At 63.6% G+C, this 18,828-nt stretch carries 15 protein-coding genes; 2 read left to right on the forward strand and 13 right to left on the reverse strand.

All coding sequences use genetic code 11. From position 1 onward, the window contains the following. Window positions 1-27: 27 nt before the first annotated feature. Complete coding sequence (gene trxC / locus KSS90_RS23725) at window positions 28-462, forward strand: thioredoxin TrxC (protein WP_217867501.1); 435 nt, start codon at window positions 28-30, stop codon at window positions 460-462. On the opposite strand, the gene KSS90_RS23730 is transcribed toward trxC, so the two are convergent. After that, window positions 459-1,232, reverse strand: a complete 774-nt coding sequence (locus KSS90_RS23730; protein ID WP_094011035.1) for a ParA family protein — start codon at window positions 1,230-1,232, stop codon at window positions 459-461. The genes trxC and KSS90_RS23730 overlap by 4 nt on opposite strands. A gap of 52 nt (window positions 1,233-1,284) precedes the next feature. Continuing rightward, window positions 1,285-2,190, reverse strand: coding sequence for a LysR family transcriptional regulator (locus KSS90_RS23735; protein WP_217867502.1), 906 nt, complete (start codon window positions 2,188-2,190; stop codon window positions 1,285-1,287). Window positions 2,191-2,314: 124 nt separating this feature from the next. Here KSS90_RS23735 and KSS90_RS23740 point away from each other — a divergent pair, with 124 nt between their 5' ends. Continuing rightward, window positions 2,315-3,556, forward strand: a complete 1,242-nt coding sequence (locus tag KSS90_RS23740; RefSeq protein WP_217867503.1) for an MFS transporter — start codon at window positions 2,315-2,317, stop codon at window positions 3,554-3,556. An 84-nt stretch (window positions 3,557-3,640) separates the two neighbouring features. Here KSS90_RS23740 and KSS90_RS23745 read toward each other — a convergent pair whose 3' ends face one another. The 11 genes from KSS90_RS23745 to pilM form a co-directional block, all read right to left on the reverse strand. Beyond that, a complete protein-coding gene (locus tag KSS90_RS23745) occupies window positions 3,641-3,988 on the reverse strand; it encodes a YgiW/YdeI family stress tolerance OB fold protein (RefSeq protein WP_046853850.1) in 348 nt (115 codons plus the stop codon). A gap of 116 nt (window positions 3,989-4,104) precedes the next feature. Then, window positions 4,105-5,169, reverse strand: a complete 1,065-nt coding sequence (gene hemE / locus KSS90_RS23750) for a uroporphyrinogen decarboxylase (RefSeq protein WP_217867504.1) — start codon at window positions 5,167-5,169, stop codon at window positions 4,105-4,107. A gap of 230 nt (window positions 5,170-5,399) precedes the next feature. Continuing rightward, window positions 5,400-6,818 (reverse strand): FAD-dependent oxidoreductase, encoded by a 1,419-nt coding sequence (locus KSS90_RS23755; protein WP_217867505.1) that lies wholly within the window; start codon window positions 6,816-6,818, stop codon window positions 5,400-5,402. A gap of 107 nt (window positions 6,819-6,925) precedes the next feature. Continuing rightward, complete coding sequence (gene gltB / locus KSS90_RS23760; RefSeq protein ID WP_217867506.1) at window positions 6,926-11,371, reverse strand: glutamate synthase large subunit; 4,446 nt, start codon at window positions 11,369-11,371, stop codon at window positions 6,926-6,928. A 374-nt stretch (window positions 11,372-11,745) separates the two neighbouring features. Then, the gene (locus KSS90_RS23765; protein ID WP_217867507.1) at window positions 11,746-13,368 is read right to left on the reverse strand and encodes an AAA family ATPase; all 1,623 of its coding nucleotides are present in this window, start codon (window positions 13,366-13,368) and stop codon (window positions 11,746-11,748) included. 15 nt (window positions 13,369-13,383) lie between these two features. Next, window positions 13,384-14,481, reverse strand: coding sequence for a 3-dehydroquinate synthase (aroB, locus tag KSS90_RS23770; RefSeq protein ID WP_217867508.1), 1,098 nt, complete (start codon window positions 14,479-14,481; stop codon window positions 13,384-13,386). 95 nt (window positions 14,482-14,576) lie between these two features. Further along, window positions 14,577-15,095: a shikimate kinase AroK gene (gene aroK / locus KSS90_RS23775; protein WP_038706967.1), complete on the reverse strand. Its 519-nt coding sequence runs from the start codon at window positions 15,093-15,095 to the stop codon at window positions 14,577-14,579. A gap of 4 nt (window positions 15,096-15,099) precedes the next feature. After that, entirely contained in the window at window positions 15,100-16,329 is a 1,230-nt protein-coding gene (locus tag KSS90_RS23780) for a type IV pilus secretin PilQ (RefSeq protein ID WP_225933107.1), read from the reverse strand. Continuing rightward, on the reverse strand, window positions 16,280-17,290 hold the full coding sequence (locus KSS90_RS23785; protein ID WP_217867510.1) for a pilus assembly protein PilP: 1,011 nt from the start codon (window positions 17,288-17,290) through the stop codon (window positions 16,280-16,282). The genes KSS90_RS23780 and KSS90_RS23785 overlap by 50 nt, the downstream gene beginning before the upstream one ends. Beyond that, window positions 17,287-17,826, reverse strand: coding sequence for a PilN domain-containing protein (locus tag KSS90_RS23790; protein ID WP_217867511.1), 540 nt, complete (start codon window positions 17,824-17,826; stop codon window positions 17,287-17,289). The genes KSS90_RS23785 and KSS90_RS23790 overlap by 4 nt, the downstream gene beginning before the upstream one ends. Further along, window positions 17,823-18,716: a type IV pilus biogenesis protein PilM gene (pilM, locus tag KSS90_RS23795; protein WP_217867512.1), complete on the reverse strand. Its 894-nt coding sequence runs from the start codon at window positions 18,714-18,716 to the stop codon at window positions 17,823-17,825. Before pilM ends, KSS90_RS23790 begins: the two co-directional genes overlap by 4 nt. Window positions 18,717-18,828: the final 112 nt, after the last annotated feature.

Here is an 18,828-nt window from a genome sequence, read left to right on the forward strand (position 1 = left end):
CCCTGCATTTTTCGACTGGAGACTCCAATGTCCAATCCGCTGGTAATCCCCTGCCCCCACTGCAACGGCCTCAATCGCATCCCCGCCGACCGCCTGGGCGACACGCCGAAATGCGGCCGCTGCAAACAGAACGTGCTGCTGAGCACCTCGTTCGAGCTGACCGAGGGCAACTATGCCGCCCAGATCAAAGGTGATCTGCCGCTACTGCTGGATGTCTGGGCCGACTGGTGCGGCCCGTGCAAGAGCTTCGCCCCGACCTTCGAACAAGCCGCACGGCAGCTAGCGGGCCGCTGCCGCCTGGCCAAGCTCGACAGCGAGGCCAACCGCAACCTAGCCGGCCAGCTGGGTATCCGCTCGATCCCCAGCCTGATCCTGTTTAGGAACGGCCGCGAAGTGACCCGCCAGGCCGGTGCGTTTCCACTTCAGTCACTACTGGAATGGCTACGCAGCCAAGGGATCTAGGCGCTGCGCTCCAGCAGATCATGCAATTCGACGAACTGCTGGGTCAGCTTGTGCCGTGGCTCCAGGTGGATCAGCGGCAGGCTGGCGTGGTGCGACTCACGCATCTTCACCGAACTGCCGAGGTAAACCGGTAGCACCGGCAGGCCCTCGGCCAGCAGCTCATCGAGCATCTGCTGGGGCAGGCTGGCGCGGGACTGGAATTGATTGACCACGATGCCCTCGACCATCAGGTCATCGTTATGGTCTTCCTTGAGCTCATCGATCTCGGCCAGCAGGCCATACAGGGCCTGACGCGAGAAGCTGTCGCAATCGAAGGGGATCAGCACGCGATCAGCGGCGATCAATGCGGAAACCGCGTAAAAATTGAGTGCTGGAGGGGTGTCGATATAGATCCGCTCGTAATCCTCGTCCAGCTCGTCGAGCAGTTTGCGCAGCTTGTTGATCTTGTGTTTGGCCTCGAGCTTGGGCTGCAGGTCGGCCAGCTCTGGGGTGGCAGTCACCACGTGGAGGTTGTCGAAGGGCGTTTCGTAGATATCGACTTTGTTCTTCTTGGCGAACGGCCCGCTGGACAGCGACTGTTTGAAGAAATCGGCGATGCCCATGGGGATGTCGTCACCGGTCAGGCCAGTGAGGTACTGGGTCGAGTTGGCCTGGGCATCCAGGTCGATCAGCAAGGTCCGATAGCCTTCACTGGCACTGACCGCCGCAAGATTGCAGGCAATGCTCGACTTGCCCACGCCACCTTTCTGATTGAACACCACGCGCCGCATCTCAGACCTCCGTGTATCAACGAATGCCCGAGTATGTGGCCAGCGCGGCGGTTTAGCCAGCACCTTCGGGCTGCTCCAGCCCGGCCAGCAACGCGACGAAGGCATTGGCCATGGCAGAGCCAGACGCTTCGCGGCGCACCAGCCACACGGCGGTCATGGCCTGCTCGTCGAGCAGTGTGCGATACACCACTCCCTCGATGCGCATGCGCTGGAACGACGCTGGCAGCACTGACACACCCAGCCCCGCCGAGACCAGGCCGATGATGGTCATCGCCTCCCCGGCCTCCTGGGCAAAATGCGGGCTGAAACCCGCCTGGCGCGCCAGGCTCAGCAGTTGGGCATGCAAGCCGCTGCCATAGCTGCGCGGGAAGAACACGAAGGGCTCGTGGGCCAGAGCCTGCATGTACAGCCCCTGCTCGCTGCCACTGGCCAGCGGATGCGATGCGTTGAGCACGGCCACCAGAGGTTCGCGGAACAGTTCGGTACAAACGATCCCTTCGGGCAGTGGCATCGGCCGCATCAGGCCTACTTCGATGGACTCGTCGAACACCGCCTCCACCACTTCCCGGCTGCTCATTTCTTTCAGATTCAGATGCACCGAGGGGAAACGCTGGCGAAAGGCATGGATAGCCTGGGGAATCCGCGAGGTGAAGGGCGCCGACGAGGTGAAGCCGATCTTCATCTCACCCAGTTCGCCCAACTGCGCCCGACGCGCCACATCGGCAGCCTTTTCCACCTGCGCCAGCACCAGGCGTGCCTCGTCGAGGAACAACCGCCCGGCCTCGCTGAGCTCGACCCGACGGTTGGTGCGCTCGAACAGCCGTGCGCCCAGCTCCTGTTCCAGGGCCTGGATCTGCTGGCTCAGCGGCGGTTGCGAGATGCCCAGTTGCTGGGCGGCGCGGCCGAAGTGCAGCTCTTCGGCCACAGCGATGAAATAACGCAGGTGACGCAGCTCCATGGCCGGCTCCGAATAGGTCGTCAAGCATCTTAAACAGGTCGAACAATATATTGGATCTAATCATTAGCCAGCTATATGATTTTTTCATCGCAACACCTGGCCCCAGCGCCCGAGGTACCCCGCCGTGAGATCTGCCGTCGCCCCCCTGCCCGTCGAACCTGAACCTGCCTTCAACGACACGTGGATCGAGAAAGGTACGCCCGCCTTCATGAAAACCGTGCTGGCCCTGTTCAGCGGCGGCTTCGCCACCTTCGCCCTGCTGTACTGCGTGCAGCCGATGATGCCGCTGCTTTCCCAGGAGTTTTCCATCAACGCCGCGCAGAGCAGCCTGGTGTTGTCGGTGTCCACCGCCATGCTCGCGGTCGGCCTGCTGATCACCGGCCCCATTTCCGACCGTATCGGCCGCAAGCCGGTGATGGTCTTCGCCTTGCTGTGCGCGGCGCTATCGACCCTGGCCAGCGCGGTGATGCCGAGTTGGGAGCTGGTGCTGGCGACTCGCGCCCTGGTGGGCTTGTCGTTGAGCGGCCTGGCCGCGGTGGCGATGACCTACCTGAGCGAAGAGATCCACCCGCAGCACATCGGCCTGGCCATGGGGCTGTACATCGGCGGCAATGCCATCGGCGGGATGAGCGGGCGCCTGATCACCGGGGTGTTGATCGACTTCGTCAGTTGGCACACGGCGATGCTGGTGATCGGCGGCCTGGCCCTGGTGGCGGCCGTGGTGTTCTGGAAAGTGCTGCCCGAATCGCGCAACTTCCGGGCTCAGTCATTGAAGCCCCGCAACCTGCTGGACGGTTTCGTCATGCACTTCAAGGATGCCGGGCTGCCCTGGCTGTTCCTTGAGGCCTTCCTGCTGATGGGCGCCTTCGTCACCCTGTTCAACTACATCGGCTATCGCCTGCTCGCCGGCCCCTACCATATGAACCAGGCGCTGGTCGGCCTGCTGTCGGTGGTGTACCTGTCGGGGATCTACAGCTCGGCGCAGGTCGGCGCGCTGGCCGACAAGCTCGGGCGGCGCAAGGTGTTCTGGGCCAGTATCGTAGTCATGGCCTGCGGCCTGCTGATGACCCTGGCCAACCCGCTGGCCATGATTATTCTCGGCATGCTGGTGTTCACCTTCGGCTTCTTTGGCGCGCATTCGGTGGCCAGCAGCTGGATCGGCCGCCGGGCGTTGAAGGCCAAGGGGCAGGCTTCTTCGCTGTACCTGTTCAGCTATTATGCGGGGTCGAGTGTCGCCGGGACGGCGGGCGGGGTGTTCTGGCACCAGTGGGGCTGGAACGGTATCGGGCTGTTCATCGGCAGCCTGTTGGCGGTGGCGTTGCTGGTGGCGTTGCATTTGAGCAGGTTGGCGCCGAAGACTGCCTGAGTGGGGCTGCTTCGCAGCCCATCGCCGGCAAGCCGGCTCCCACACCCTTGTGGGAGCCGGCTTGCCGGCGATGAGGCCTTTGGATCAGTTGATGATCTCGACGATATCCACATCCACTTCACGGCTCATCAGGTGCTTTTCCACCTCGCCGGTCAGCTTGACCTTGGTCTTGTCGTTGAACGGCGTCGCTGGCAGGTCTTCGTCGTCGATCTCGACGGTGATGGTGCCGGTGTTGTCCTTGAACTCGTACTTGTCGTCGTTGTTGATCTTCTTGGTCACGTAGCCTTGCAGCACCACCGGGGTATCGTCGGCGGCATCGTTGGCGGCAGCCACCGTGGTCACGGACTGGGCACCGGGACCGGTGTAGCCGGCGGCCAGGGCGGCGGTGCTGAACAGCGGGGCGAGGATCAGGGGCAGGTAACGGGCTTTCATGGTGATCGGGTCCTGTTTGCGTTTTGATGCCACCAGATTACCGACGATCGCTGAATTGAAACTTAATGCAAAAAAAGCCCGGCACTTGGCCGGGCTTTTTCGCGTTGTGCTGCGGCTTACTGGTGGTACTGCGCCGACAGCTCATGCACGGCGTTGATGAACACGCCGGCATGCTCCGGGTCCACCTCTGGGGTAATGCCGTGGCCCAGATTGAATACATGGCCGCTGCCCTTGCCGTAGCTGGCAAGGATTCGCGCCACTTCGTTGCGGATGGCTTCCGGCTTGGCGTACAGCACGGTCGGATCCATGTTGCCCTGCAAGGCCACCTTGTCACCGACGCGGCGACGGGCGTCGCTGATCTCGCAGGTCCAGTCCAGGCCCAGCGCGTCGGCGCCGGCCTCGGCGATGCTTTCCAGCCACAGGCCGCCGTTCTTGGTGAACAGGATCACCGGCACCTTGCGCCCTTCGTGCTCGCGGATCAGGCCGCTGACGATCTTACGCATGTAGGCCAGGGAAAACTCCTGGTAGGCCGCCGCCGACAGGTTGCCACCCCAGGTGTCGAAGATCTGCACAGCCTGGGCACCGGCCAAGATCTGGCCGTTGAGGTAGCTGGTGACCGACTGGGCCAGCTTGTCCAGCAGCAGGTGCAGGGCTTGCGGGTTGTCATAGGCCATGGCCTTGGTCTTACGGAAGTCTTTCGACGAGCCGCCTTCGACCATGTAGGTGGCCAGGGTCCAAGGGCTGCCGGAGAAGCCGATCAACGGTACACGGCCGTTGAGCTCGCGGCGGATGGTGCTGACCGCGTCCATCACGTAGCCCAGGTCTTTCTGCGGGTCGGGGACCGGCAACGCCTCGATGTCGGCCGGAGTGCTGATGACCTTCTTGAAACGCGGGCCTTCGCCGGTTTCGAAGTACAGGCCCAGGCCCATGGCATCGGGGATGGTGAGGATGTCCGAGAACAGGATCGCCGCGTCCAGCGGGTAGCGGTCCAGCGGCTGCAGGGTGACCTCGCAGGCGAACTGCGGGTTCATGCACAGGCTCATGAAGTCGCCGGCCTTGGCGCGGCTGGCGCGATACTCCGGGAGGTAGCGGCCGGCCTGGCGCATCATCCATACCGGGGTGACATCTACAGGTTGCTTGAGCAATGCACGCAGGAAACGATCGTTCTTCAGGGCAGTCATGTCGGCATCCGGAAAAAAAGTGCGGGCATTTTCTCAGACGCGGACGCAAAAGGCACGGCCATGGCCATGCGTTTTGTCTATTGGGTGCCTTGGATCAAGCATTTTTGTATACAAAACGAGGTCTCGGGGTTGCATCTGATGGCCTCATCGCCGGCAAGCCAGCTCCCACAGGGTAAGGCACTGCCTTTGTGGGAGCCGGCTTGCCGGCGATGAGGCCGGTTCAGGCAACGTCAGACTTCGAGGTAATCCAGGATGCCTTCAGCCGCAGTACGCCCTTCGAAGATCGCCGTTACCACCAAGTCCGAACCCCGCACCATATCGCCACCGGCAAACACTTTCGGGTTGCTGGTCTGGTGCTTGAACTTGCCCTTCTCCGGGGCCACCACACGGCCCTGGCTGTCCATCTGGATACCATGCTGCTCGAACCACGGCGCCGGGCTGGGGCGGAAGCCGAAGGCGATTACCACGGCATCGGCCGGCAGGATTTCCTCGGAGCCCGGGATCGGCTCGGGGCTGCGGCGGCCACGGGCATCCGGCTCGCCGAGACGGGTCTCGACCACCTTCACGCCCTCGACCTTGTCCTCGCCAACAATGGCGATGGGCTGGCGGTTGTAGAGGAACTTCACGCCCTCTTCCTTGGCGTTCTTCACCTCTTTACGCGAGCCCGGCATGTTGGCTTCGTCACGGCGATAAGCGCAGGTCACAGCCTTGGCGCCCTGACGGATCGAGGTGCGGTTGCAGTCCATCGCGGTGTCGCCACCGCCGAGCACCACGACCTTCTTGCCCTGCATGTCGACGAAGTCTTCCGGCGACTTTTCAAAGCCCAGGTTGCGGTTGACGTTGGCGATCAGGAAGTCCAGCGCGTCATGCACGCCCGGCAGGTCCTCGCCCGGGAAGCCGCCCTTCATGTAGGTGTAGGTGCCCATGCCCATGAACACCGCGTCGTATTCGGCGAGCAGTTGCTCCATGGTGATGTCGCGGCCCACTTCGGTATTCAGGCGGAACTCGATGCCCATGCCGGTGAAGACTTCGCGGCGATTGCTCAGCACAGTCTTTTCCAGCTTGAACTCGGGGATGCCGAAGGTCAGCAGGCCACCGATCTCGGGGTTCTTGTCGAACACCACCGGGGTCACGCCGGCACGCACCAGCACGTCGGCGCAGCCCAGGCCAGCGGGGCCGGCGCCGATGATGGCGACGCGCTTGCCGGTGGGTTTGACCTTGGACATGTCCGGGCGCCAGCCCATGGCGAAGGCGGTGTCGGTGATGTACTTCTCAACCGAGCCGATGGTCACCGCGCCGAAGCCGTCGTTCAGGGTACAGGCACCCTCGCACAGGCGGTCCTGCGGGCACACGCGACCGCAGACTTCTGGCAGGGTATTGGTCTGGTGCGACAGCTCGGCTGCCGCCAGGATGTTGCCCTCGGAAACCAGCTTCAGCCAGTTCGGGATGAAGTTGTGTACCGGGCACTTCCACTCGCAATACGGGTTGCCGCAGCCCAGGCAGCGGTGCGCCTGCTCCACGGACTGCTGCGGCTTGAAGGGTTCGTAGATTTCGACGAACTCTTTCTTGCGCTGGCGCAGCAGCTTTTTCTTGGGGTCTTTACGCCCCACTTCGATGAACTGGAAGTCGTTGCTCAGACGTTCAGCCATTTTTCAAAACCTCTTTACCGCAGTTGCCAGCTACACGCTGCAAGCTGCAAGACGATCACGTAAGCCCGACGAACCCCGCACACGGGGCCCGTCACTTGCAGCTGTTCTTACTGCGGGTTGGCACGGGTGCTGGACAACAGGTGCTTGAGGTTGGCCGCCTTCGGCTTGACCAGCCAGAAGCGCCGCACGTAGTCGTCCAGGTTCTCCGAGAGCTCACGCCCCCACTCGCTACCGGTCTCTTCCACGTACTCGCCCAGGACCCGCGCCAGGTGGCTGCGGTAGGCTTCCATCGCCTCACCACTGATGCGCTGGATTTCCACCAGCTCGTGGTTGAGTTTGTCGAAGAAGCTGTTGTCCATGTCGAGCACGTAGGCGAAGCCGCCGGTCATGCCAGAACCGAAGTTGTAACCGGTCTTGCCCAGGACGCAGACAAAGCCACCGGTCATGTATTCACAGCAGTGATCGCCGGTGCCCTCGACCACAGCGTGGGCGCCGGAGTTACGTACAGCGAAGCGCTCGCCCGCGGTGCCAGCGGCGAACAGCTTGCCGCCGGTGGCGCCGTACAGGCAGGTGTTGCCGACGATGGCGCTGTGCTGGGTTTCGAACGGGCTGCCGGCCGGTGGCACGATGGTCACCTTGCCCCCGGTCATGCCCTTGCCGACGTAGTCGTTGGCATCGCCTTCCAGGTGCAGGTTCAAGCCGCCGGCGTTCCACACGCCGAAGCTCTGGCCCGCGGTGCCCTTGAAGCGGAAGGTGATCGGCGCCGCGGCCATGCCCTGGTTGCCGTGCAGCCTGGCGATTTCGCCGGAGATGCGCGCACCGATGGAGCGGTCGCAGTTGCAGATGTTCATGGCGAACTCGCCACCGGCCATGTCGCGAATCGCCGGCAACGCCATGGCGACCATCTTCTCGGCCAGTTCGCCCTGGTCGAACGGCGGGTTCTTGTCCACTTGGCAGAACTGCGGCTTGTCGGCCGGGATGTGCGAGCTGCCCAGCAGCGGCGTCAGGTCGAGGTGGCCCTGGCGCTCGGTGTCGCCCGGCAGCACGTCGAGCAGGTCGGTACGCCCGATCAGCTCGCCCAGGCTGCGCACGCCCAGCTTGGCCAGCCACTCGCGGGTCTCTTCAGCGACGAAGGTGAAGAAGTTGATCACCATGTCGACGGTGCCGATGTAGTGGTCCTTGCGCAGTTTGTCGTTCTGGGTGGCAACGCCCGTGGCGCAGTTGTTCAGGTGGCAGATGCGCAGGTACTTGCAGCCCAGCGCGATCATCGGCGCGGTGCCGAAACCGAAGCTCTCGGCGCCGAGGATCGCGGCCTTGATCACGTCCAGGCCGGTTTTCAGGCCGCCGTCAGTCTGCACCCGCACCTTGCCGCGCAGGTCGTTGCCGCGCAGGGTCTGGTGGGTTTCGGCCAGGCCCAGTTCCCACGGGGCTCCGGCGTACTTGATCGAGGTCAGCGGCGAAGCGCCGGTGCCACCGTCGTAGCCGGAAATGGTGATGAGGTCGGCATAGGCCTTGGCCACGCCAGCGGCGATGGTGCCCACACCGGCTTCGGCAACCAGCTTGACCGAGACCAGGGCCTGCGGGTTGACCTGCTTGAGGTCGTAGATCAGCTGGGCCAGATCTTCGATCGAGTAGATGTCGTGGTGCGGCGGTGGCGAAATCAGGGTCACGCCCGGCACCGCGTAGCGCAGCCTGGCGATCAGGCCGTTGACCTTGCCGCCCGGCAACTGGCCGCCTTCGCCGGGCTTGGCGCCCTGGGCGACCTTGATCTGCAGCACTTCGGCATTGACCAGGTATTCCGGGGTCACGCCAAAGCGGCCGGTGGCCACCTGCTTGATCTTCGAGCTTTTGACGGTGCCATAGCGGGCCGGGTCTTCACCGCCCTCGCCGGAGTTGGAGCGCGCGCCCAGGCGGTTCATCGCTTCGGCCAGAGCTTCGTGAGCCTCTGGCGACAGCGCGCCCAGGGAGATGCCGGCGGAGTCGAAGCGCTTGAGAATGGCCCCCAGCGGCTCGACTTCATCCAGTGCCAGGGCCTGGTCAGCCACTTTCACTTTCAGCAGGTCGCGGATCATCGACACCGGGCGCTGGTCGACCAGCGTGGTGTATTCCTTGAACTTGGCGTAGTCGCCCTGCTGCACAGCGGCCTGCAGGGTATTGACCACGTCCGGGTTGTAGGCGTGGTACTCGCCACCGTGGACGAACTTGAGCAGGCCACCTTGCTGGATCGGCTTGCGCGCGCTCCAGGCTTCGGCGGCGAGCAGCTTCTGGTCGCTCTCCAGATCTTCGAAACGCGCACCCTTGATGCGGCTCGACACGCCCTTGAAGCTCAGGCCGACCACTTCCTCGGACAGGCCGATGGCTTCGAACAACTGGGCGCCACGGTACGAGGTGATGGTGGAGATGCCCATCTTCGACAGGATCTTCAGCAGGCCCTTGGAGATGCCTTTGCGGTAGTACTTGAACACTTCGTCCAGATCGCCCAGCACTTCGCCGGTGCGGATCAGATCGGCCAGCACTTCGTAGGCCAGGTACGGGTAGACGGCCGAGGCACCGAAGCCCAGCAGCACGGCGAAGTGGTGCGGGTCACGGGCGGTGGCGGTCTCGACCAGGATGTTGCTGTCGCAACGCAGCCCTTGTTCGGTCAGGCGATGGTGTACTGCGCCTACGGCCAGCGAGGCATGCACCGGCAGTTTGCCCGGGGCAATGTAGCGGTCGCTGAGTACCAGCTGGGTCTTGCCGCTGCGCACCGCTTCTTCGGCCTGGTCGGCGATGTTGCGGATAGCCGCTTCCAGGCCAACGCTCTGTTCATAGTTGAGGTCGATCAGCTGGCGGTCGAAGCCTTCGCGCTCCAGGTTCATCAGCGAACGCCACTTGGCGGGCGAGATGACCGGCGAGCTGAGGATCACCCGCGAGGCGTGCTCGGGGGACTCTTGGAAGATATTGCGCTCGGCGCCCAGGCAGATTTCCAGAGACATGACGATCGCTTCGCGCAGCGGGTCGATCGGTGGGTTGGTCACCTGGGCGAACTGCTGGCGGAAGAAGTCGTACGGCGAGCGCACGCGCTGGGACAGCACGGCCATCGGCGTGTCGTCGCCCATCGAGCCGACCGCTTCCTGGCCTTGCTCACCGAGCGGGCGCAGCACCTGGTCACGCTCCTCGAAGGTGACCTGGAACATCTTCATGTACTGCTTGAGCTGGTCGGCGTCGTAGCTGGCCACGCCCTGGTCGTCGCTCAGGGTCGCCTGGATGCGCGTGGCGTGCTGACGCAACCAGCGCTTGTACGGGTGGCGCGACTTCAAGCGGTTGTCGATGGCGTCGGTGTCGAGGATCTGGCCGGTCTCGGTGTCCACGGCCAGGATCTGGCCTGGGCCGACACGGCCCTTGGCCAGGACTTCCTCGGGCTGGTAGCCCCATACGCCGATTTCCGAGGCGATGGTGATGTAGCCGTTGGTGGTAGTCACCCAGCGCGCCGGACGCAGGCCGTTGCGGTCGAGCAGGCACACCGCGTGGCGGCCTTCGGTCATGACGATACCGGCCGGGCCATCCCACGGTTCCATGTGCATGGAGTTGTATTCGTAGAAGGCACGCAGGTCGGCGTCCATGGTCTCGACGTTCTGCCAGGCTGGCGGTACCAGCATGCGCACGCCGCGGAACAGATCGATGCCGCCAGTGACCATCAGCTCGAGCATGTTGTCCATGCTGGATGAGTCGGAACCGACGCGGTTGACCAGCGGGCCGAGCTCTTCGAGGTCGGGGATCAGGTCGTTGGCGAACTTGGTGCGACGGGCCATGGCCCAGTTGCGGTTGCCGGTGATGGTGTTGATCTCGCCGTTGTGGGCGAGGAAGCGGAAGGGCTGCGCCAGCGGCCACTTCGGCAGGGTGTTGGTGGAGAAGCGCTGGTGGAACACGCAGATCGCGGTCTGCAGGCGCTCGTCACCCAGATCCGGATAGAACGCCGCGAGATCGCGCGGCATCATCAGGCCTTTGTAGATGATGGTCTTGTGCGAAAAGCTGCAGATGTAGTGGTCGGCGTCGTGAGCGTTGGCCACGGACGAACGGCGACGGGCACTGAACAGCTTGATGGCGAATTCCTGATCGCTCAGGCCTTCGCCGCCGATGAACACCTGCTCGATCTGCGGCAGACGCTCCAAGGCCAGGCGGCCCAGAACGCTAGTGTCGATCGGCACTTTGCGCCAGCCGACCAGCTTGAGGCCGGCGTTGACGATCTCGCGGTCCATGTTGGCGCGAGCAGCTTCGGCTTTGACCGGGTCCTGGTTGAAGAACACCATGCCGACGGCGTACTGCTTGGGCAGCTCGACGGCGAAGTGATCCTGAGCCACGGCGCGCAGGAATTGATCGGGCTTCTGCATGAGCAGACCGCAACCGTCGCCGGTCTTGCCGTCGGCATTGATGCCACCGCGGTGGGTCATGCAGGTCAGCGCCTGCATGGCGGTTTGCAGAAGGTGGTGACTCGGCTCGCCCGTCATATGGGCGATCAGGCCGAAACCACAGTTGTCCTTGAATTCTTCGGGATGGTACAGACCTGTTTTCATAGACACTTTCTCACCAGGTTCACCTCTCAACCGGAGGCAAATCTCTTTTTTAACAACCACTTACCATCCACGCCGATCAAATGCCAGCTTTTTTGCGGTGGTCATGGAAAACCATTGTTGCACAGCGACAGCGACGCCCACAAATTTTCATGTCTCGCCATTGAAAATTTATGTCGCAATTTTGAATGTTTTTAAGTCGTACGCCGTGATAGCGGCTTGACTGAAGTCTGAAGCGTTTCAGCCAGGACTGCAAGAAAGGGCTTGTGGCCGGCAGTCTGGGACAGAAAAGCCTGCCGCGCTCGGGCGCAGCAGGCTAGTTGAAAGCTAGAAGTCGCTCAGCAACTGGGCGGCGGGGTGATGCCGCCCGGAAGGTATCAGCGGGCCGTGGCCAGCTCTTGTTGGACGCTGCCCACGGTACGTGGCCAAGGTTTACCAGCCTGGACCTTGGCTGGCAAGTTCTTGATTGCCGCAGCGGCCGCGTCGCGGCTGGCGAAGTTGCCGTAGGTCACCACGTACAGCGGCTTGCCCTGCAGGTTTTTCCTGAAGTAGCGATAGTCGCCACCCTGCGCCTTGACGAACGACTGCGCCGACGCCTCGGAGCTGGTGCCGAAGATCTGCACCACGTAATTACCGGGCTTCTGGCCAGCATACCAGCTGCTGTTGCCGGCGCCGCCGGCAGCCGGTTTCTCGGCGGGTTTGGCTGCAGGCTTGGCGCTCACGACCTGGGTCGGGGCCGGGGCTGGCTTGACAGGTGCAACCGGTTTTGCCGGCTGGGTTGCTACTGGCTTCGTCGCAGGCGCAACCGGCTGTACCGGAGCGCTGGTCACCGGCTGGGCCGGAGTCGGCGCAGGGCTGGCGGTGGCACCTTGCGGCGGCGCGATGGTGGTCACGGTCGGCGGCACGGCAGCCGATGGCGTGGCTGGCTGCAGCGCAGTGTTGTCGGCCGGCCCGCCGTCTTCACCTTCACCCATGCCAGCGGCCTGGGCCAGCGGTTCGCGCATCACCGGCTGCGACTGACCGACCAGCGGCAACGGCATCGGCTGCGAGGAGCCGGAGAACTCGATGGCGGGCGCGCCGCCGTTGCCGCCCTGACCCAGTGGTAGTTGGGCCTGGGCAGCGGGTGTGTCAGTAGGGGCCTTGTCGCCTTTCTTCGGCATCAGGACAGCCGCACCAACGGCGACCACGACCACAGCGGACAACGCAAGCACGTGTTTCTTAGGCATTTTGAACCCCATGGATGGTCGCTTGACCGTGGTACGGCTGGCGATCATGGCTTCGATCAAGGTATCGCGGGCGACCTGGTTGATGTTCCCAGGCCAACCGTCGGAGTTTTCGTGGATGTCGACGATCTGCTCGGCGGTGAACACCTCGATGCCCCGGCCAGCGCCCTCCAGGCGCTGCTCCAGGTACTCGCGGGTTTCTTCCTCGCTGTACGGGGCCAGCTCGATGACGTGGAAGCGCTCGCCATCGGCATTGAGCTCATCCAACCCGGCGATCAGCGAAGGCTCGCCGAACAGGAACACGTGCGGGCGCCCTTCGGCTACGCCTGCCGCCAACTCCAGCAACGCTTGGAGTGCCGACTCGTCCAGTTGTTCCGCATCGTCTACCAGCAGATAGACTTCCTGGCCGGTCAACGCCAGTTGCACCACCTGCGAGAGGACCGCCTGCACTTCCGGCTGCGCCACGCCCAGCGACTGCGCCACCTGGCCGAGCACGCTGGCCGCGTCACTGGCGCCACGGGCGGATACCACCACGCTTTGCACCGACTGCTTGTTGGTGCTGGCCACCAGTGCCTGGCGCAGCAAGGTCTTGCCGCTGCCCACAGGGCCGGTGACCGCCAGCATCAACTGGCTGTAGCGCGCCAGGTGATGCAGCTGGCCAAGCACTGGTTTGCGCTGGGCGGGGAAGAACTTGAAACCGGGCACCCGGGGTGCGAACGGATCGTGGCTCAGCTGGTAATGATCGAGAAACGCCTCATCGGCATGCAGACTGGTCATTGCGTTGTCACAACCTCAAAGCTGGGCCACGATCGCGCGGTAATCCGCCGCCAGCGTGGCCTGAAGAATCTCTGTCGAATAGTCGTCGGTGACGACGGCCTCGCCCAGCTGGCGCAACAGCACCAGACGCAAGCGCCCGTCGAGCACTTTCTTGTCGACCGCCATGTGCTCCATGAAATGCGCCGGGGTCATTTCCTGTGGTGGCACCACCGGCAATCCTGCGTCCTGCAACAGGCGAATTCCGCGATCACGCGCCGACTGGTCGATCCAGCCCAGGCGCATGGACATTTCCAGGGCCATGACCGTGCCGGCCGCCACGGCTTCGCCGTGCAGCCAGACGCCATAGCCCATGTGTGTTTCGATGGCATGGCCGAAGGTGTGGCCAAGGTTGAGCGTGGCGCGCACGCCCGATTCGCGCTCATCGGCGCCGACCACGGCGGCCTTGGCCGAGCACGAGCGACGGATGGCCTCGGTCAGGGCGACGGAGTCCAGCGCACGCAGCGCCTGCATATTGTCCTCGAGCCAGGCGAGGAAAGGCTTGTCGCAGATCAGGCCGTACTTGATGACTTCGGCAAGACCGGCGGACAGCTCACGCGCGGGCAGGGTCTTCAGGCTGGTGGTATCGATCAATACCGCATTGGGCTGGTAGAAGGCACCGACCATGTTCTTGCCCAGCGGGTGGTTGATACCGGTCTTGCCGCCCACCGAAGAGTCCACCTGGGACAGCAGCGTGGTCGGCACCTGGATGAAGTCGACCCCCCGCTGGTAACAGGCTGCGGCGAAACCGGCCATATCGCCGATCACGCCGCCGCCAAGGGCGACCACGGTGGTGCGGCGATCGTGGCGGGCGGTGAGCAGCGCGTCGAAGATAAGTTGCAGGGTTTCCCAGTTTTTGTGGGCCTCGCCGTCGGGCAACACCACCGGCAGCACCGAATAGGCACCCAGGGTCTTGCTCAGACGTTCGAGGTACAGGGGGGCGACGGTCTCGTTGGAGACGATGGCGACCTGCCGGCCGACAATGTGCGGCGCTAGCAGCTCGGGCTGGTCAAGCAGGCCTTCGCCAATGTAGATCGGGTAGCTACGCTCGCCCAGGTCGACCTTAAGTGTCTGCATGTATCCCCACAATGTACTTGGGCACGGCGGCGTCGTGGCCCCGCGCAGTGACGTTCAACCCCGTCTCGGCGTTGGTCGCCGAGGATAGACCCCGCTCAGCGGGGCGGCAACTTCTGCAGGCGCTCGAGAATGTCGAGCACGACCATACGCGGTGGCCGTTCGTCGGTTTCCACCACCAGGTCGGCAATCTCGCGATAGAGCGGGTCGCGTGTTTCAAGCAGGGCCCGCAACGTGGCTTCCGGATTGGCGGTGCGCAGCAGCGGTCGGTTGCGGTCACGGGAGGTGCGCCCCACCTGCTGCTCCACCGAGGCATGCAGGTAGATTACCCGGCCACCGGCATGCAACGCGGCACGGTTGGCGTCGCGCATCACCGCGCCGCCACCGGTTGCCAAGACCACGCCGTCGAGTGCGCAGAGCTCGGCGATCATCGCCTGCTCGCGGTCGCGAAAGCCCGGCTCGCCTTCCTTGTCGAAGATCCACGGGATGTTGGCGCCAGTTCGCAGCTCGATTTCCTTGTCGGAATCCTTGAACAGCAGGCGCAGCTCTTTGGCCAACAGGCGCCCGATGGTGCTTTTTCCAGCGCCCATGGGCCCTACAAGTATCAAATTTCGCACAGAATCAACGACTCACAGCAATCGCCTGGTCACTCATGATACGCGGAGTCAGGAAGACCAGCAGCTCGGATTTTTTCTCTTGTAGTGCATCGCGTCGAAATAGCCGCCCAACATACGGCAGATCGCCGAAAAATGGCACCTTGTCGACCACTTTGTTCTGCGACGTCGAATATACCCCGCCAATCACAATGGTCTGCCCGTCGGCCACCCGAACCTTGGCGTTGACCTCGTTCTTGCGAATCGGCGGCACATCGTTCAAAGCATTGACGAAGTCGGGCTCGTCCTTGGTCACCCGCACCGCCATGATCACCTTGCCGTCCGGCGTGATCTGCGGCGTCACCTCAAGCGACAGGGAGGCCTCGCGAAAGGACACGGAAGTGGCGCCACTGCGGGTGGTTTCCTGATAGGGCACTTCGGTGCCCTTGAGGATACGGGCTGTTTCCTTGTCGGCGGTTACCACTTTTGGCTGGGAGATGATCTCGCCGTTGCCGCTTTTTTCCATGGCAGTGAGCTCCAGGTCCAGGAGGATGTCGCTGCGCAGCAGCCCCAACCCAAGCCCGGCGCCAGCCCGCTCGACGCCGAGGTCGACGAACAAATCACTACCCAACCGACTCTCCGCACCATACAACGGACCACCCCAACGCACACCGAGCGCCTTCTCGTAATCGACGCTGGCCTCGACGATGCGCGCCTCGATCATGACCTGGCGCACCGGCACATCCAGTTCCGCCACCAGCCTGCGTAGTTCGACTAGCCGTCCGGCGGGCTGTGTGACCACCAGCGTGTTGGTGCGGGCATCTACACCCAGGCTGCCACGCCCAGCCAGAATGCCATCATCGGCCAGGCTGGCCAGCAGTAACTCCACCAACTCGCCGGCCTTGGCATGGAAGACCGGGATCAGCTCGCGCCGCAATGGCTCCATCGACACATCCTGCGCCATTCTACGCGCCTGGTCGGCGAGTTCGGCCAGCGGGGCAATCAGCAGCACATTTCCCTCCTGCCGCTTGCCCAATCCCTTGCTGCGCAGCACCAAATCGAGCGCCTGGTCCCAAGGCACTTCTTCCAGGCGCAGAGTTATTCGCCCCTGCACCGAATCGCTGGCCAGCAGGTTGACGCCGGCATGCTCCGCCATGACCTGAAGCACCGAGCGCAGCTCGACATCCTGGAAGTCGAGCGACATCGGCTCACCCTGAAACTCCGCTGCCTGCACCCCCAGGATGCTCACCAGACCCATGCCGCTCAACCATCGCCTCGGTCTCATCCCTGACCTCCCCCTGCTCACGCTTTTTAAGTACCAGATACCTCGGACGGCTCTGCCAGCGCCCACCGACGTACATACGCTCGCTGACTTCCACACGTTCGGCATCGATTGTTACCACGACCCCCTCATCCAACCCGACCCGGTCGCCCTCCCCGACCCGATACAGACGGCCAGCCGAGCGCAGCAACGCGTGGCGACGCCCGGCCTGGGAAAGGGAGCCGACCATTTCCAGTTGCGCCAAGGGAACATGCCGTAACCCCCTGCCATCCGCGGCAGACATCCAGGCGTGAAACGGATCGAACCCGCTTTTCGAAAGGGCAACCCGAGCGGGCTCATCCGCCAGCGCCACTGGCACCGGCAGCTCTTCCCCGGGCTGATAGGCATGTATCAGCAGCTGCGCGCTAACCACCCCTACATCGCCTTCCTGCAAAGCCAGCCTGAGTCGGACCACGTTCAGCAAACGCAACTGCTCCAGCCACTGTTCCAGCCACAAGCGCAGTGCCGGGTAGCGACCCTGTACGCTGACTTCCAAGGGCTGCAAGCGGTACCCCGACGCCTGCTGCGCTTCATGTACCTCGATGCGCTCGAATGACAAGCCATGCTCATGCCCCGACAAGGCCAACTGGTCGAGCAGTTCACTCATGCCCTCCCCCGCAGCCAGCCGCCACCGCATCGTTTGCAGGCCTGTCCGGGCCCGCTCCAGCGCCTGCTGTTCCCGCTCCAGCTCGACGAGCTGTGCCCCCCTTTGCGCCAAGGCGCTCTGTAGTTGCAACTGTTGCTGGAACGCCTCCGAATAGCTCAGGAGCGGTGTACGCAGACGAGCGAAATAACCCACGAAGGCGACCAGGAACACCAGCCCGATTGCCGTCAGGCACCTGAACATCCGGGACCGGGCTGCAAGACCCTGCCAATCCTGAACCCACAGACGACTCATGACTCGCTCCCCAGCAATCGCGCCGCCAGCAAGAACTCGTCGCCCTGGTCGTAACGCCGCAGGCTGACAAGCTCCAGATCCCGCACCATCTTTGCCTGTTCCAAGTCGCGCATCAGCCGGGCCACCACTGAAGCAGAGGCCGCCAACCCGGCAAGGCGCACACGCCCGTCCTCCACGCCCACCTCAGTCAAGCGCGCACCTGCGGGCAGGGCCTGCTCCAGCGCCAGAAACAGCCCAGGCAGTCGAGCCCGCTCTGCACCCAGCGCGCATACCACCGCCTGCTCAGCCAACAACGCATCCCGCGCTTCGCGCATCTGCTCAAGCTGCCCCTGCGAGGCAACCAAGCGCTCAACGGCCGCCTGATGCGAAGCGACGATCTGCGCTTGCCTGGCCAGACGCGACCGTGCCATTCGATCCAGCAACATGACCCCACACAGCGCCACTACCAACGTGGCGACCAGCGTGATCCGGAATCGCCGCACAACGCTTGCCCGGCGCTGTTCGCGCCAGGGCATCAGGTTCAGTCTTTCCTTCATCCCAGCCCTCCCATTGCCAATCCACAGGCCAGGGCCATGGCGGCAGCGGGCACGCGTGCCGCATCCGGTCCACTGACCAGCGGCTTCGGACAACCGACATGGCAATCCACACCCAGGCGCTCAGATAGGTCCGCGGCCCGAACGCCATCGGCGCAGGAACCGAACAACACAACCTTCTCGACCTCAGCCTGGACCGCCAGCGGCCAGAGCCCATCGACAGCCTCGGACCAACGTGTTGGCGATGGCAAGGCAATATGGCGGCGCTGCGGTAAGAGCCCTCCCTGCCAGCAGTGCAAGACCACCTCGTCCGGTTCCAACTGCATCAGCGCCGTGGCGCTTGCCTGCACCTCGGACATCAATGCGCGCCGCAAAGCAAAACTGTCCACCTCCACGGCCACCAGCTGCAGACCGGCTTGCTCGAACGTGCGCTCCAACGGGTCGAGCTGACTCTGCCGACAGGCGACCACCACTACCTCGACCTGGCCAGCGGCATCGGGGCATGGGCCACGCACCTGAAAATCCAGGGCAAGGTCTTCCACCGTAAAGGGAAACAGCTGCTCGGCTTGCGCAAGCAAAGCGGCCTCGACTCCATGCTCGGTGAGCCCGGCAGGCAACCGGCACACCTTGCAGATGACCTGTGATGAAGGCAGCGCGACAGCGACTTGGGACTGCACTGTCCGGCACCGGGTATGGGCCTGCCGCAACCCCGCGACCAGGCGCTCCCCAGGATCGCACAACCATGAACGGCCTGGCGCGACGCCAATGCGCTCATTTGCCCAGCCCGCCACGCGACCGCCAGGCTGGCGGTGCAAATGCAACATTCGTATGGAATCGGAGGTGATTTCCACCCCCAGCAGTGAACCGGCGTCCCTGCCAAAGCGTCCAAGCATGGCCGTTCCTTCCTGGTCATTGACAGCCCGAACCCTTGCGGCGCAGGCGGCCGTCCTCAGCCCGGGCGGTCACCCGGCGGGACGAAAAATGCTTATAATGGCCAGCGTTTTT

This window comes from Pseudomonas maumuensis, assembly GCF_019139675.1.
In the GTDB taxonomy this organism is placed as follows: domain Bacteria; phylum Pseudomonadota; class Gammaproteobacteria; order Pseudomonadales; family Pseudomonadaceae; genus Aquipseudomonas; species Aquipseudomonas maumuensis.